Raw genomic sequence first — 14,914 nt, forward strand, 5'->3', positions numbered from 1 at the left:
TCAGATGGCATCATTTTCCTTATGACGACGCCCTCCGCTACCGTCCGCCGGGCCATCCTCGAAGACGCCCGCGACGCCGTCGGGATGGCGGCGCGGATCTCGACCGGCGAGCTCTCCGCGACACAGGTAGTCGAACAATCGCTGGACCGTATCGCGCTCACCGAATCTGACGTGCACGCATTGCTGTACGTGGACCAGGATGGTGCGCGTGCGGCGGCCACCGAGCACGATGAGCGTCATCGCCGCGGGCATCCGACCGGCCCGGCCGGCGGCGTACCGATCGTGATCAAGGACAACATCGACGTCGCCGGCATGGTGACGACGGCCGGTTCGCGTGCGTTCGGCTCAACACCGGCGAATCGCGACGCCGAGCTCGTTCGCCGCCTGCGCGCGGCCGGCGCAATCCTTGTGGGCAAGGCAAACCTGGACGAGTTCGCGATGGGTGCGACGACGGAGTCGTCGGCGTTCGGGTCTACGCACAACCCGCATGACCTTTCCCGTACGCCGGGCGGCTCAAGTGGCGGAAGCGCCGCGTCGGTAGCGGCCGGACAGGTCCCGTGGGCGGTCGGCAGCGACACCGGCGGATCAATACGAGAGCCGGCCGCGCAGTGCGGGATCGTCGGGGTCAAGCCGACGTACGGGTCGATTCCCGATCATGGCATCGTGCCGTTCGCGCCGAGCCTGGACCAGGCGGGACCGATGGCCGGAACAGTCGCCGACACTGCGCTGCTGCATAGTTTGATGGCCGGCGGCGGCAACTACCTGGCCGCTGCGCGACGCGGTGGGGAAGAGTCGCTGGCCGGCTTCCGGATAGGTGTCGTGTCGCAGATGGCGGGTCGCGAAAACTACCCGACCATCCTGCGCGCGTTTGAACGATCGGTCGAAGAGTTGTGCGCTCAGGGGGCCGAGATCGTGGAAGTCTCGATCCCGAGCGCGCGCGACGGGCTGAGTCTTTACTATGCGATCTCGTCGGCGGAGGCCGTCTCGCTGCTTGGGCCGCTCGCTGAGGCGGGCAAGCTTGGCGAGGAATCGATGGTCCGGTGGGGGAAGGGTGTGCAAGTACTCGGCACACGCGGCCAGATCGAAGACTCGTGGGCGCTTGTGCAGGTCCTGCGGCAGGAGGTCGCCGCGGCATTTGAGTCGTGTGCCGTGCTCATCTCACCGACAATGCCTGTGGTGGCGCCGAAACTTGGCCGCGGCTCGGACGACCCTATGGCTGCGCCGCAGACCGACTGGTGGACCGTCTTGGCCAATCTGACAGGTATCCCCGCGATGTCGGTGCCGCACGGACGCAGTGACCAGACGGGAATGCCTGTCGGACTGCAGATTATGGCGCCGCATGATCAGGATCTGTTGCTGTATCGGGTGGGCGCTTCGATCGAGGGCTCAACCGACGTCGGATATGCCGTCGGATAGCTCGAAAAGAGCACCGAGGGCCGCCCGCCCGGTGTCGGTCAGCCGCACGACGCGTTGGCCGCTTCGCTGCGTGGTCCAGCCGCGGGACGCGAACGACGTACGTATGGCCGCGCCAAGCCGACCCGCCACATGATGCTGTTGCTCGGTCCAATCCATGCAGAACTTCATTAGCGGACGGCGGGTCGTTTCGTCGTTTTGCAGCCCGGCTAGATCGACGCCGAAACGTTCGAGCACGCTCGGCGCATTACTTCCGAGCTGATAAGGGTGATGTGCGACAGGCGCGGACAGGCGATCACCGGTTCGTCGTCGCGGTTCGGCGGCGCCGTCGGTGGCCTGGAGGGCATGTTGTCCGAGCAGGTAGGTCATGATCGAGACGCCGAGCCGCCCCGCAAGGTGGTCGTAACACGTACGCGCGGTCCGCAACGCATTGGCGCGGGTCCCCTCGCGTAGCGACCGAATTGGCTTCGCTGGAGCGATCTGAGCCATGGCCTCGAGGACGGCGGCGACCTCGTGTCCGGCGAGCCGGTAGTAACGATGCCGACCGGACGGCTCGACGTACACCAGACCCGCCTCTCTGAGCTTGGTGAGCTGCGTGCTTGTCGCCGGAGCGGACAAGCCCGCTTCTGCTGCGAGCACGGACGCGGGCAACGACCGGCCGTCGGCGAGCGCCATAAGGATGCGAGCTCGCGACGGTTCGCCGAACAATGCCGCTACAGAAGCGATATCGGCATCGCCAAGGGGAGCGATTGACGTGGTCACATACCTATCGTAGGCCGCCGACAGTTCCAGGGCGGTGGAAGTGTTAGCGGGTGAGGATGGTGCGCGTGACTATCTCCCGCCCGCATCGAGTGCTCGTAGTTATGTGCGTCGGCATGTTCTTGGTCCTCTTGGACGTCACGGTCATCAACGTGGCCCTCCCGGCGATGTCGACCGGCCTGGGTGCCGGTATCGCACAGTTGCAGTGGATCGTGACTGCCTACACGATCACCTTTGCGGCACTTCTGCTGTCCGGTGGTGCGCTCGGAGACATACACGGGCACCGCAGGATGGTCCTGAGCGGGCTGGTGGTCTTTGGGATCGGGTCTGGACTCTGCGGGCTGGCGTGGGCGACCGACGTGCTGATCGTGGCGCGGGCACTGCAGGGGATCGGAGGTGCACTGCTGCTTCCGGCCACACTTGCGATCATCACTCGTGCATTTCCTAAGCGCCGCGAGCAGGCGCGAGCGATCGGCATCTGGGCTGGGGTCTCGTCGCTCGCGCTACCCGCGGGGCCGGTGCTAGGTGGCGCGCTTGTCGCGGGCGCCGGTTGGCGTGCGGTGTTCTGGATCAACCTCCCGCTGGTCGCGGTCGCCATCGCGCTGACTGTCAAATGGGTACCGAAGTTGCGGGTCGTCGGCGGGCGTCTCGACATAGCCGGAATGCTCACCGGCGGCGTCAGCCTTGCGGCGATTGTCTTCGCGGTTATCAATGCCGGCCGGACGGGCGCGAGCGCAGGGACGGTCGCCGCGGCTGTGATCGGAGGGCTCGGAGTGTTCGCATTCCTGGCGGTTGAGCGGCGGGCAGATACGCCGGTGTTTCCAATGCAGCTGTGGAAGTCGCGCGCGTTTGTTGGTGCGAACGCCGTCGCTGGCGCGATGAACTTTGTCGGTATAGGTACGATCTTCGTTCTCACTTTGTACCTGCAGGACGCTCGCGGACTGTCGCCGTTGGTCGGTGGAGTCGCGATGCTGCCATTGTTTGTTCCGCTGGCGGTGATGTCGCCGCTGACGGGATCGCTGACGGCGCGGCGCGGGCCAAATCTTCCGATAGTCTTCGGCCTCGGTATCGGGGCGGTGGGCTCTGCGTCGCTTCTGTCGCTCGCGCCAAACAGCGGCTACGCCGTTCTGCTTCCGGCGTTGCTGGGACTTGGCTGCGGTATGGGGCTGCTCACGGCCGCGGTCGTGGCCGCCGCGATGAACGCTGCACCGCCAGAACGGCCGGGGCTCGGCAGCAGCGTCAATAACACCGCACGCCAGGCAGCGGGCGCGCTTGGCACGGCCGTCTACGGAGCGATCACCGGCAGCCCAGGGCATCGCATTGCTTTCATATCGGGGATCCAGGTTGCTGGCGTGGTTGGCGCCGCGCTGTGGATCGGCGCCATCGCTGTCACTCTCGTATGCCTACCGAAATTCGCGATCGAGCATAGTCACGAGAGGTCCGCTGGATAATGCAGTCGTAACCCGATGAGGGGGAGACGTGTCACCGCCACGTCATTGTCGTCGGTGGTTCATTGTCGTTGGTGTGCGCGGAGTCCGACGCGGTGGTGTAACTGTGGCTTTTCCAGCCGCGTAGCTGGAAACGGGCGTGGTGATATCCGCACAATAGGGTCAGTTTGTTCAGGTCGGTCGGTCGGCCGTGCCGCCACTCGCGGACGCGAGCCGCCTCGCCCGTCCCAGGAATAGTGGCACGCCGTTGGTGTTGAGGATGCGGTTGCAGATCGCCTTCAGCGCGTCTTGGGGTCCGAGCCCGGACAGGACCGCGGGAGTCGCCGTCTCGAGGTAGGCGTTGAGCGCGTCGTCGAGACCGCCGGACGGCGGGACATTCGTGACGGACGGCGGGACATTAGTGACGGATCGCCAGCCATACGTGACGGATCGTGGGGTGCGGGCAGGATTACTTGAGGCAGCTGTCGATGTCGGGCCCGGTGTTGATCGATGACAGCACGCCTTTGCGGAAGGCGTTGATGCGGTCGAAGGCCGTCATTTCGTGGGTGTCGAGCACGACGTTGGACGAGCCGATACCGAGCAGTACGGCGACGGCTTCGTCGAGGTCGCCGGCGGACAGCGTGTTGCCGGCGAGTGTCGCCTGGCCCTCAGCGGTACGCCGGAACGCGTCGCCGGCATAAGTGCCGGTCAGGCAGATCTGCTTCGTGAGCCGGTCTTTCCCCTTGGCCTTATTGCCGAGGACATTGAGTGCGGCATCTGCGTACTCGATGCCCATCAGCTGTACGACGGCGTAGTCGCCGAAGTTCTCGTACGCCTTTTTGGCGAGGTCCGTGCCCGCGTAATAGACGGTGTCATCCGAAGTGCAGAGAAATATCAGTTGTTTCTGTTTCTTGCCGTCGCACGATGCCGAGTTGCCGTCGAACTGTTTGGACTTGATCTCGTTCCATTTCTTGTTCTTCTTCGACAACACTTCGTCGAAGTAGAGGTTGAACTCGTCGGTGCCGATTCCACCGATGCTGCTGTACGGCGCATTGCCCTTATTCGCGGCGTCGTTGGGGCTGGTGTACGGCGTCTCGGTGAATGTCCGCTTATCGTTGAAGTTCTTGAGGCATGCCTGCGTGCCGTCGACGTACCCTTCCTGGAACGCGCTGACCCGGTCGAAACCGGATCCGTGCGAACCTGCTTGTGACGCGGAGCCGCCCGGTTCGTCGCGGAACAGTAGGTAGCCAGCGAGCACGGAGTCGAGATCCTTGGTGGTCACCGAAAAGTGTGGTGTGCCCTTGGTCGCGGCGTTGACGAAAACACCGGCGTAGCAGTCTGCTTGGGTCTCGACGACGATGCTTTTGTTGCCGGTGTCGCCGATCTCGTCTTGGATCGCGTGACCGTATTCATGCGCGAGGATAAGCGGCACGATGAAGTCGCCATACTGGTCTGCGAGCTTCTTCAGGAAGTCGCGGTCGTAGGCGATGAGGTCACCGGACGGGCAGTAGTACGCATTGTCCGCGCCCGACTTGGCGCTGCCGATGCACGGGATCTTCTCGCTCTGATCGGGGGTATAGCTGTAGATGCCGCCCGAGATCGGCTTCCACTTCTTGCCGAAGTCCTTCTCGAACTTCCCTTTCCAGTAGGCAAAGATATCGCTCAGCGAGTTCGCGACCAGTTTGTCAATCTTGCCGCCGTCGGAGCCTTTGATCTCGAGGTTGGACTGAGGCGCTGTCTTCTTGATCCCGTTCGCGTAGCTGGCCTGGCCGACCACGGTCGTCGTGCAGGCGGCCCCTACGGCGAGCACGACGACGCCGATCAGTGCGACGAGCGCGGCGCGCACAGAGCGGCGTGATGTGGATGATGGCATTGAGCAGTTCCTTAGGGATCAGTATTCGGAAGCCCCAATCTATGTGACAGGCCCGGCTAAGTCATTCACTGCGTCGGGTGTCTTACGCAGCCATACCGTGCCCAGCGGCGGTACGGCGAGGGTCGCCGAGTGCGGCTGGCCGTGGAAGCCGCTGTCATCTGCGGAGACTGAGCCGAGATTGCCGACGCCGGAACCGCCGTAGGTATCGGCGTCGGTGTTGATCAGCTCCTCCCAGATGCCTGCAGAAGGCAGCCCGATTCGGTAGCCCAGGTGCGGTACGCCGGAGAAGTTTGCGATACAGGCGAGTGCACTGCCATCGTTGCCGAACCGCAGGAAGGACAGCACATTGTTTTGGTTGTCGTTGGCGTCGATCCAGGCGAATCCACCCGGGTCGGTGTCCATGCTCCACAGTGCTGGGCTGTCGCGGTAGGCGCGGTTGATGTCGCCGACCATTCGTTGTACGCCGGCGTGCGCCGGGTCGTCCAGCAACCACCAGTCAAGACCGCGTGACTCCGACCATTCGGCGTCTTGCGCGAACTCGCTTCCCATGAATAGCAGTTGTTTGCCCGGATGCGCCCACATGTAGGCGAGTAGCGCGCGGACGTTGGCGAGCTGTTGCCAGCGGTCACCGGGCATTTTGCGTAACAAGGAGCCCTTGCCGTGCACGACCTCGTCATGGCTAATAGGCAGTACGAAATTCTCGGAGTACGCGTACATCATCGAGAAGGTCATCTGCTGGTGGTGATAGCCGCGATGGACCGGATCGTGGGCGATGTAGTCGAGGGTGTCGTGCATCCAGCCCATGTCCCATTTGAAGCCGAACCCGAGGCCGCCCAGGTGCACCGGTCGAGTGACGCCTGCCCACGATGTCGACTCCTCGGCGATCATCATGATCCCCGGACAGGATTTGTAGGCGGTGCCGTTGACTTCTTGTATCAATGCGACCGCTTCGAGATTTTCGCGGCCGCCATGAATGTTGGGCGTCCATTGGCCCTCTTCGCGCGAGTAGTCCAAGTAGAGCATGGAGGCTACCGCGTCGACCCGCAGGCCGTCGATGTGGAACTCCTGAAGCCAGAACAACGCATTGGCGACAAGGAAGTTGCGCACTTCGTGCCGCCCGAAGTCGAAAACGTAGGTGCCCCAGTCAGGTTGTTCGCCGCGCTGTGGATCGGCGTGCTCGTAGAGAGGTGTTCCGTCGAAGCGACCCAGAGCCCAGGCGTCCTTAGGGAAATGCGCCGGGACCCAGTCGATGATGACGCCGTACCCGCGTTGATGCAGCGTGTCAACGAGGTAGCGGAAATCGTCCGGTCCACCGAACCGTGCGGACGGGGCGTAGTACGACGAAACCTGGTAGCCCCATGAGCCGCCGAAGGGGTGTTCGGCCACGGGCATCAGTTCGACGTGAGTGAACCCCGTCTGGTCGAGGTAATCGGCCAGCTGATCGGCCAGTTCGCGGTAGTTTGCACCTGCGCGCCACGATCCGATGTGCACCTCATAGGTGCTGACCGGGCGGGCGTGCCACGGGGTCTCGGCGCGCGACGTCATCCAGGTCTGGTCGTTCCACGCGTACGACGAATCGACCACTACCGAGGCCCATTCAGGGGGCGCGTCGGTCGCGAACGCCATCGGGTCGGCCTTCTCCACGGTCGTACCGTCCGGGCCGGTCACCAGAAACTTGTAGTGCACGCCTGCGCTGACGTTGGGGATATATAGCTCCCAAACACCAGTCGAGCCGAGGGCTCGCATCGGGTAGGTCAGTCCGGACCAAAAGTCGAAGTCGCCGGTGACCGTGACGCCTTGCGCATTGGGTGCCCAGACCGCGAAGGAGACTCCGGAGACCGTGCCGGACAGGCTTTCGTAGTCGCGTACGTGTGCGCCGAGCACGTCCCAGAGTCGTTCGTGACGGCCCTCGGAGATCAGGTGTTGGTCCAGCTCGCCCAGCGTCGGTAGCCACCGGTAAGGGTCATCGACCAGATGCGTGTCGAGGTTGTTGGTGGTGGTGTCCCTATAGGTGACTTCGAGGTGGTAGTCACGCACCGATCCAGGAAGCGTCGCAGCGAAAACGCCAGCGGGGTCTATTTTTTCGGCCTTAACGCGTTCGTCGCCGGCGATCACAATCACGCTCATTGCGTCGGGCCGGAACGTCCGTACGACGAACCGGTCGACGCCGGCTGGATGTGCGCCCAGGTAGCCGTGCGGGTCGTGCAGCGTGTGCGTCAACAGCCGGCTGATTGATGCCGCGTCGTCCGCGCTACGTGCCGAGCTCGAGCTGCTGGTCGCGCCGGCGGCCGCAGCAGGGTCGCGGGGATTGTCTGGGGACTCGCTCACGTGGTGCTCCCATCGACGGGCGGTACGGCGCGGCGTGGCCGGACACTCACGATATGCGCTGGCTCGCTGAAAGGTGACAGTTCTACGTAGTTGAACTGCCCCCAGTCCCAGCTTGCGCCGCTGATCTCGTCGTATGCGTCGAAACGGTCGGTCCATTCGAGGCCGAGCGCCGGCATCGAGACGTCGATGGTCGCGCGCTGGGTGTTGACCGAATCGAGGGAACAGACTACGAGTACGGCGTCCCCACTGCGCGGGTCATGCCGCGAGAAGACTAGGAGCTGGTCGTTGTCGCTGCGGTGGAAGTAGATGTCGGTCGGGTCGGTTGCGAGTGCGGGGTAGGCATGCCGGATCCTATTGAGGTTGGCGATGTAGCTCTCAAGGCTGCGCCCCTGCTCTTGCGCCAGTAAGTAGTCGCGTGGGCGCAGCTGATACTTCTCACTGTCGAGATACTCCTCGCTGCCGGGCCGGACCGCGACGTGCTCGAAGATCTCATAGCCGCTGTAGATGCCCCACGAACTGGCCATCATAGAGGCAAGCACCGCGCGGATCTTGAACATCGGCGGTCCGCCGTACTGCAAGGTCTCGTGCAGGATGTCCGGCGTGTTGACGAAGAGGTTGGGGTTGAAGTACGGCGCCGTCGCGCCGAGATCACGGCCGAACTCCTCAAGCTCCTCGCGCGTCGTACGCCAGGTGAAATAGGTGTAGGACTGCGAGAAGCCTCGTTTGCCCAAGCCATCCATCACGGCCGGACGGGTAAAGGCTTCGGCGAGGAACACGACGTCGGGGTCGGCCTTCTTGACCTCTGCGATCAGCCAGTGCCAGAAGTTCATCGGCTTGGTGTGGGGGTTGTCGACGCGGAAAATCTTCACGCCATGCTTCACCCAGTGCAGTACGACGCGCAGGACCTCGGCGTACAGACCGGCCGCGTCGTTGTCGAAGTTGAGCGGGTAGATGTCCTGGTACTTCTTGGGCGGATTTTCCGCATAGGCGATCGTCCCGTCATCAAGGGTCGTGAACCACTCCGGATGCGCAGCCACCCAGGGATGGTCCGGCGCGCACTGCAGCGCGAGGTCAAGCGCGACCTCGAGTCCGAGATCCGCTGCCGCGTCGACGAAGCGGTCGAAGTCGTCAAAGGTCCCGAGGTCCGGATGCACGGCGTCGTGACCGCCTGCGGCAGAGCCGATCGCCCAGGGCGAACCTACGTCATCGGCAGCGGCGTCGAGGGTATTGTTCGGTCCCTTTCGGTTGATCTCGCCAATCGGATGGATCGGCGGTAGGTAGACGACGTCGAAGCCCATCTCGGAGATCCGCGGCAGCGCGTCGATCGCGGTGCTAAACGTGCCGTGCACGGGGTGCCCGCTGGAGTCCACCCCTCCTGTCGAGCGCGGGAAGAACTCGTACCACGCACCGACCGCCGCACGAGGCCGGTCGACCCACAAGGGATAAGTCTCGCTGCGAGTCAAGAGCTCGCGCACTGGATACCGATCCAGGACGGCGGTGACATCGGACGCCAGGGCTGCGTCGATCCGCGCCGCGAGGGCAGTCGTGGAGTCGGCCAGCGCCTTTTCTGCTCGGGCGACAATCTTGCGTTGGGTGGACGGGACCTGCTCGGCCGCGGTACGTAACAGCCGTACGCCGTGCGCAAGGTCGTTAGCGAGCTCTGCGGCGTCCTGGCCAGCGGCCAATTTGACGCTGACCGCGTGCCGCCACGTAGCGATCGGGTCGCTCCAGGCCTCGATACAGAAAGTCCAGGCACCTGGTCGGTCGGCGCTGGCCCGAGCCAGCCATTCGTCGGTGCCGGGCGCCCCTGGTGCCATGGGCACCAGGATGGGCGCGTTGTTCTTGCGGCCGCCCCCCTTGACTTTCGGCGGCGTCAGGAGCAGGTTGACGCCGATCTTGTCGTGGCCTTCGCGGAAGGCGATCGCAGCGAACCGCACGCGCTGTCCGACGACGGCGCGCGCGCTGAATCGCCCGTCCTCGACCGTCGGATGGACCGACTCGATAGCGATCCGGCCCGTCGCGGCGGCGTCTCGCATCGCCGCGGTTGCCTTCTGAGTACCCGAAGCAGTCATGCGCCTATCCTGTCAGGCGGATGCTGTTTTGGGCACCACACGACAGTTGATCGCGCCATATCCACCTGCTTGTACGGCGGTAGTAACGCGGTCGCCGTCGTCTGGTCATCAGCCCGAAACAGCGGATCGTTAACCTTGCGTGGTGAAGGCAATCCGCCGTTTGACGGTCCGAATATCCCTACCGCCCGAGATCTCAGCGCTCAACGACGTGATCATGAACCTGCGATGGGTGTGGCACGAGCCGGCTCGCGCGCTGTTTGAGTCGATTGACCCCCAACTCTGGCGGGCCTGCGGGCACAATCCGATCAGGCTGCTCGGCGAAGTGTCCGCCGACCGACTGACCGCTTTGGCCGCCGACGAACATTTCAAGCGCATGGTCGACGGTTCCGCCGCCGACCTTCGTGACTACCTCGACGATCGCGGCTGGTACGGCGCGGCCAACGACAAAGCCACCGATGCCGGTACGCCATTGCCGCGGCAAATCGCCTACTTCTCCCCAGAGTTCGGCATTACCGAGGTACTACCGCAGTACTCCGGCGGGTTGGGCATTCTGGCGGGCGATCATCTCAAGGCCGCCAGCGACTTGGGGGTGCCGATCATCGGGGTCGGCCTGTTGTATGGAGCCGGCTACTTCGCGCAGTCGCTCTCCGCGGATGGCGGTCAGCGCGAGACCTATCCGCATCACGATCCCGACGGGATGCCGCTGACCAAGATGATCGATGCCGCGGGCGACCCCGTGCTGATTTCGATCGACCTGCCCGAAGATCAAGTCCTGCACGCTCAGGTGTGGCGCGCTCAGGTTGGACGGGTTCCGCTGCTGCTGCTCGATTCGGACATCGAGGCCAACTCGGCCGCGCTGCGCACGGTCACGGACCGACTGTACGGCGGCGGCAAGGATCACCGGATCGTCCAGGAACTGCTGCTTGGTGTAGGTGGTGTGCGCGCGATCCGCGCCTATTGCGCCGTTACGGGGACCGCCGCGCCGGAGGTTTACCACACCAATGAAGGGCACGCCGGATTTCAAGGCCTGGAACGGATCCGTGAGTTGATGACCGGCCGCGGGCTCCGTTTCGACGAGGCTCTTCAAGCAGTCCGGACGAGTACCGTGTTCACCACTCATACACCGGTGCCGGCCGGGATCGACCGTTTCGAGAAGTCGTTGCTGATCGACGTGCTGCGCGATGATCGCGCGCTACCGGGGGTGCCGATCGACCAGATCGTGGCGCTCGGTGACGAAGCCGACCCCGCGGTGTTCAACATGGCGCACATGGGATTCGGCCTTGCCGCACGGGCAAACGGCGTCAGCCAACTGCACGGCGACGTCAGCCGGGACATGTTCAACTCCCTATGGCCCGGATTCGACCGCGGCGAGGTTCCGATCGGCTCGGTCACCAACGGCGTGCACGCCGCGACGTGGGTAGCGCCACAGGTCTTCGACCTGGCTCGGCGGACGGCGGGGGACAGGCCCGTCGGCTTTGACCTGATCGAGCAGGTCCCGGCTCGCGAGCTGTGGGAACTGCGCAACGATCTGCGCGATGGGTTGGTCTCCGACGTACGCCGCCGGGTTTTCGCCTCGTCCCTGCAGCGGGGAATGACCGCGGCCGAGTTGGGATGGACGAGCTCCGTGTTCGACCCGAATGTCCTGACGATCGGGTTTGCCCGCAGGGTGCCGTCGTACAAGCGGCTCACCCTCATGCTGCGCGACCCCGAACGGCTGCGCGCGCTGCTGCTGCACCCGGACCACCCGGTGCAGATTGTGCTGGCGGGTAAGAGCCACCCCGACGACGGCGGTGGCAAGGAGCTGATCCGACAGATGGTGCGCTTCGCGGATGACCCGGAAATCCGACACCGCATCGTGTTCCTGCCGGACTATGACATCGAGATGGCTCGCGAGCTGTACGCCGGCTGTGATGTGTGGTTGAACAACCCGCTGCGGCCGCTGGAGGCGTGCGGGACGTCTGGGATGAAGTCGGCCCTGAACGGCGGCCTCAACCTGTCGATTCGGGACGGCTGGTGGGATGAGATGTACGACGGGCGCAACGGCTGGGAGATCCCCACTGCTGATGGCGTCGAGGATCCCGACCGGCGTGACGATCTTGAGGCGACCGCTCTCTACGATTTGCTTGAGCGAGAGGTCGCGCCGTTGTTCTACGCTGCCGGTGATGATGCGGTGCCGACCGGGTGGGTCGACATGGTGCGGCACACAATCGCATCGCTTGGGCCGAAGGTCATCGCGACTCGGATGCTCAATGACTATGTTCGTGCTCTTTACGCACCGTCTGCGCTTGCCGCACGGGCGGCCGAGCGCGACGACTTTGCCCAAGCCAAGGCGCTTGCTGCCTGGTGCAACAAGGTACGGGCCGCGTGGCCGACGGTCAGGGTCGCGTTCGCCGAGTCGTCTAGTGACGACGCCGATCACGGTCTAGGCAGCCATCTGAATGTGCGCGCCGAAGTTCACCTGGCCGGCCTGAGCCCGGACGACGTGCTGGTGCAGGTCGTCTACGGCAAGCCGGACGACGATAATGAGCTGCGCGTTCCGGCGTACGCCCAGATGCAACCTGTCGGGGGCGACGGTGATGACCATTGGTACGCCGCGGACGTCGTACTTGACCGGCAGGGCGCATTCGGCTACACGGTCCGGATCCTGCCGCAGAACGCCGCACTCGCGTCCTCGGCCGATCTAGGCTTGGTCTCGACCGCCTGAATACGTCGCCACGGTCCAGCCAAACAGCAGTCGGGTGCCCGGCTCGAGACGTTCGGGCGTGAACGGCTCGACCCGGGTCCAGTCCGCGGCCCCGGGCCGCGCGATGTGCGAGCCGTTCAGCGAACCGAGGTCTTCGAGGTAGACGTCGTTGCCATGCAGCCGCAATGCGGCATGCGCGCCAGATAGGACCGTGTCCGGATCCACGACTGTCAGCGGTCGCGCTTGACCGGACTGCACGAGCTCATGGCGCTCGGGCCGCCGGCCGATCACGTAGTCGTGGTCGAGCGCGAAGGTGCTTCCGTCGTCGAAGACCAGCACGCTGGAGCGGTGCGTCGAAGACTGAGCACCGGACGCAGCGGTCGGGATGAGCGGCAGCGGCTGCACGGTCGACTTGGGCTCGACGGCGCGTAGGTCGATCTGCAGATGGTCCTCGGACGGGGTGAACGCGCCGGCGGTGGCCTCACTGCCCGCTGCAACGTTGGGCATCGCCCACGGAGAGGGCGGGGCAGACAGTGACGGAAGGTCGGCCGGCGATTGGTCAGAGGCAACGGGCGGTTCCGCTGCGGCAGGGTCTTCGACACCGGCAGAGTCTGCGACACCGGCAGGGTCTGCGACACCGGCAGAGTCTGCGACACCGGCAGGTTCCTCGGCTGCCGGTGGGCTGTCCGGTGTCGGCGCCCACTCGGCATCACCCGCGTCCTCGTGGTCGTCACGGGTGTACATCTGCGTAGCGTCAGGGTCGTTCGGTATCGACGTCGGTGCGTCGCTCGATGGTGCCGGATCGGAGTCTTGATCGTCAGCGGCGACCGCGCCGAGCCCGGCGGCTACCCCGCCCGCAGCCACGGCAGCACCGGCCAGTGCGGCACCGGCGGGCGGTGCCTCGGCTGGCTGTGCGGGCGTGTCCGCGGACGCTTGGTGCGTGCCGGTGTCGATGGCGGAATGCGTACCACTCGCGCCCGATGCGTAACGGTGGCCGGAGGTGATGGGATGGACCCACGCGCCACCACCGGGTACGACGCCCGCGTCAAGGTCGAACAGCTGCGCGATCGAGGGATGGTTACCGGTTGCCTCGGCCGTGCCGACGTACACGGCTTCGGACATCTCGAAAGGCACCGTGACGCCGAACTGCTCGTAGCCGGTCGCCGGAGCAACCGCCGTGGTGTTGCAGACCGTGACCGGGCCACGCAGGATGCCTTGGGCATGCCCCTCGGAGATGATGAGGGCGGCGAAGGTTGTCGCCGGATGCTCGCGCAGAACCGCGGCTAAGGATTCCAGCGAGGCGGCCGTCTCTGCGCCGGAGGGGTCGGTGCCTGGCACAACGTCGAGCACGGCGCCGAGTGCGTCCCAGGCTTCGGGAGCGAGATCAGATCCGACCCACAAGATGGAGTCGCTGTGGCGGGCGACGAGCCCGGGGCCGGGAGTGATTTCGTATCGCTGGCTCATGAGCGTTTCCAAAGTTCGTCGAGGCGGTCGGCGAGATCGCCGGCGGAGGAGGGACGGTCTGGATGGTGGGGATCGATGCACTGACGGACGATCTGGTCGACCGGTTGTGGCAACCCCTCGGCGATCGTCGGTGGCGTGTTGAGTACGGCGCTCAGTGAGGCCACCGGGTTGGAACGGTCCAGGTTGGGGAAGATCGACTTACCCGAGGCGACGTAATGAAGGGTGGCGCCGAGGGACCATACGTCCGTGGCGCGAGATGCCGGCAGGCCGCGGATAATTTCCGGCGAGATGAAGTCGACTTCGGGTACGCCGAGGCGTCCGGTCAGTGTCATGCCTGGATTGAGGTACGACGCGAGTCCTGGGTCGGCGAGCTTGGCGCCGTCGGCGTGCAGGATGATCCCTGCCGGGTGGATGTTGCGATGGGGGATGCCGGCATCGTGCAGGGCGTGGGCGCCGCGCGCCGCGTTGGCCACCGCCCGGACCGCTTCGCCCATGGTCAACGGGATCGATGGTTCCGCGAGGCTGCCACCGGCGAGGTATTCCATCGCGCAGTAGAAGACGCCTTGGTTGCGTCCGGCTTCGATCATCTGCACGAGGTAGTCCGAGTGCACAGCGGCAATCGCGCGGAGCGCTTCGGTGAGGGCGGTGACGGCGGACTCGTCGTTGGCGGCGATCTCGGTAGGAAATACTTTGAGGACAATCTGCCCGCCGACATCACCGAGCCGCTCTGGCGGCGTGGCGAGCATAAACGAGCCACCGTGACCGAGCCTCTTGGTGATCCGGAAGTCAGCGATATACGTCGTCGGTACCGGCGTGGGGAGCGCACCGTCGGCGGCCGGTTGCGAGCTGTCGGGTGAGCCGAAACCGTCGGCGGGCCCAGGTTGAACCATCACAT

9 protein-coding genes are annotated in these 14,914 nt (G+C 64.8%); 3 read left to right on the top strand and 6 right to left on the bottom strand.

Features of this window, described 5'->3' with window-relative positions; genetic code table 11:
• The first annotated feature begins 21 nt into the window (after window positions 1-21).
• On the top strand, window positions 22-1,416 hold the full coding sequence (locus tag CLV47_RS03400) for an amidase (protein WP_106347597.1): 1,395 nt from the start codon (window positions 22-24) through the stop codon (window positions 1,414-1,416).
• On the opposite strand, the gene CLV47_RS03405 is transcribed toward CLV47_RS03400, so the two are convergent.
• A complete protein-coding gene (locus CLV47_RS03405) occupies window positions 1,387-2,175 on the bottom strand; it encodes an ArsR/SmtB family transcription factor (protein ID WP_202862365.1) in 789 nt (262 codons plus the stop codon). The genes CLV47_RS03400 and CLV47_RS03405 overlap by 30 nt on opposite strands.
• 65 nt (window positions 2,176-2,240) lie before the next feature.
• Here CLV47_RS03405 and CLV47_RS03410 point away from each other — a divergent pair, with 65 nt between their 5' ends.
• Window positions 2,241-3,623, top strand: a complete 1,383-nt coding sequence (locus CLV47_RS03410; protein WP_202862366.1) for an MFS transporter — start codon at window positions 2,241-2,243, stop codon at window positions 3,621-3,623.
• 445 nt (window positions 3,624-4,068) lie between these two features.
• On the opposite strand, the gene CLV47_RS03415 is transcribed toward CLV47_RS03410, so the two are convergent.
• The 3 genes from CLV47_RS03415 to CLV47_RS03425 are packed head-to-tail and all read right to left on the bottom strand — an operon-like array spanning window position 4,069 to window position 9,872.
• Window positions 4,069-5,472: a neutral zinc metallopeptidase gene (locus CLV47_RS03415; protein WP_106347599.1), complete on the bottom strand. Its 1,404-nt coding sequence runs from the start codon at window positions 5,470-5,472 to the stop codon at window positions 4,069-4,071.
• A gap of 39 nt (window positions 5,473-5,511) precedes the next feature.
• Window positions 5,512-7,800: a 1,4-alpha-glucan branching protein GlgB gene (gene glgB / locus CLV47_RS03420; protein WP_177557475.1), complete on the bottom strand. Its 2,289-nt coding sequence runs from the start codon at window positions 7,798-7,800 to the stop codon at window positions 5,512-5,514.
• Window positions 7,797-9,872 (bottom strand): alpha-1,4-glucan--maltose-1-phosphate maltosyltransferase, encoded by a 2,076-nt coding sequence (locus CLV47_RS03425; RefSeq protein WP_238145198.1) that lies wholly within the window; start codon window positions 9,870-9,872, stop codon window positions 7,797-7,799. Before CLV47_RS03425 ends, glgB begins: the two co-directional genes overlap by 4 nt.
• Before the next feature lie 142 nt (window positions 9,873-10,014).
• On the opposite strand from CLV47_RS03425, the gene glgP reads away from it, so the two are divergent.
• A complete protein-coding gene (glgP, locus tag CLV47_RS03430) occupies window positions 10,015-12,576 on the top strand; it encodes an alpha-glucan family phosphorylase (protein ID WP_106347600.1) in 2,562 nt (853 codons plus the stop codon).
• Here glgP and CLV47_RS21960 read toward each other — a convergent pair.
• Both CLV47_RS21960 and CLV47_RS03445 read right to left on the bottom strand, forming a co-directional pair.
• Complete coding sequence (locus tag CLV47_RS21960; protein WP_170110942.1) at window positions 12,553-14,019, bottom strand: FHA domain-containing protein; 1,467 nt, start codon at window positions 14,017-14,019, stop codon at window positions 12,553-12,555. The two genes, glgP and CLV47_RS21960, sit on opposite strands and share 24 nt — an antisense overlap.
• Window positions 14,016-14,909: a protein kinase domain-containing protein gene (locus CLV47_RS03445; protein WP_106347603.1), complete on the bottom strand. Its 894-nt coding sequence runs from the start codon at window positions 14,907-14,909 to the stop codon at window positions 14,016-14,018. Before CLV47_RS03445 ends, CLV47_RS21960 begins: the two co-directional genes overlap by 4 nt.
• Window positions 14,910-14,914 lie beyond the last annotated feature (5 nt).

Origin of the sequence: Antricoccus suffuscus, from assembly GCF_003003235.1 — a bacterium.
Classification (GTDB): domain Bacteria; phylum Actinomycetota; class Actinomycetes; order Mycobacteriales; family Antricoccaceae; genus Antricoccus; species Antricoccus suffuscus.

What these genes read in the sequence shown, in the direction of transcription:
- CLV47_RS03400 (WP_106347597.1), top strand. Translation starts at nt 22, where the DNA reads ATGACGACGCCCTCCGCTACCGTCCGCCGGGCCATCCTCGAAGACGCC.
- CLV47_RS03445 (WP_106347603.1), bottom strand. Translation starts at nt 14,909, where the DNA reads ATGGTTCAACCTGGGCCCGCCGACGGTTTCGGCTCACCCGACAGCTCG.
- CLV47_RS21960 (WP_170110942.1), bottom strand. Translation starts at nt 14,019, where the DNA reads ATGAGCCAGCGATACGAAATCACTCCCGGCCCCGGGCTCGTCGCCCGC.
- CLV47_RS03415 (WP_106347599.1), bottom strand. Translation starts at nt 5,472, where the DNA reads ATGCCATCATCCACATCACGCCGCTCTGTGCGCGCCGCGCTCGTCGCA.
- CLV47_RS03425 (WP_238145198.1), bottom strand. Translation starts at nt 9,872, where the DNA reads ATGACTGCTTCGGGTACTCAGAAGGCAACCGCGGCGATGCGAGACGCC.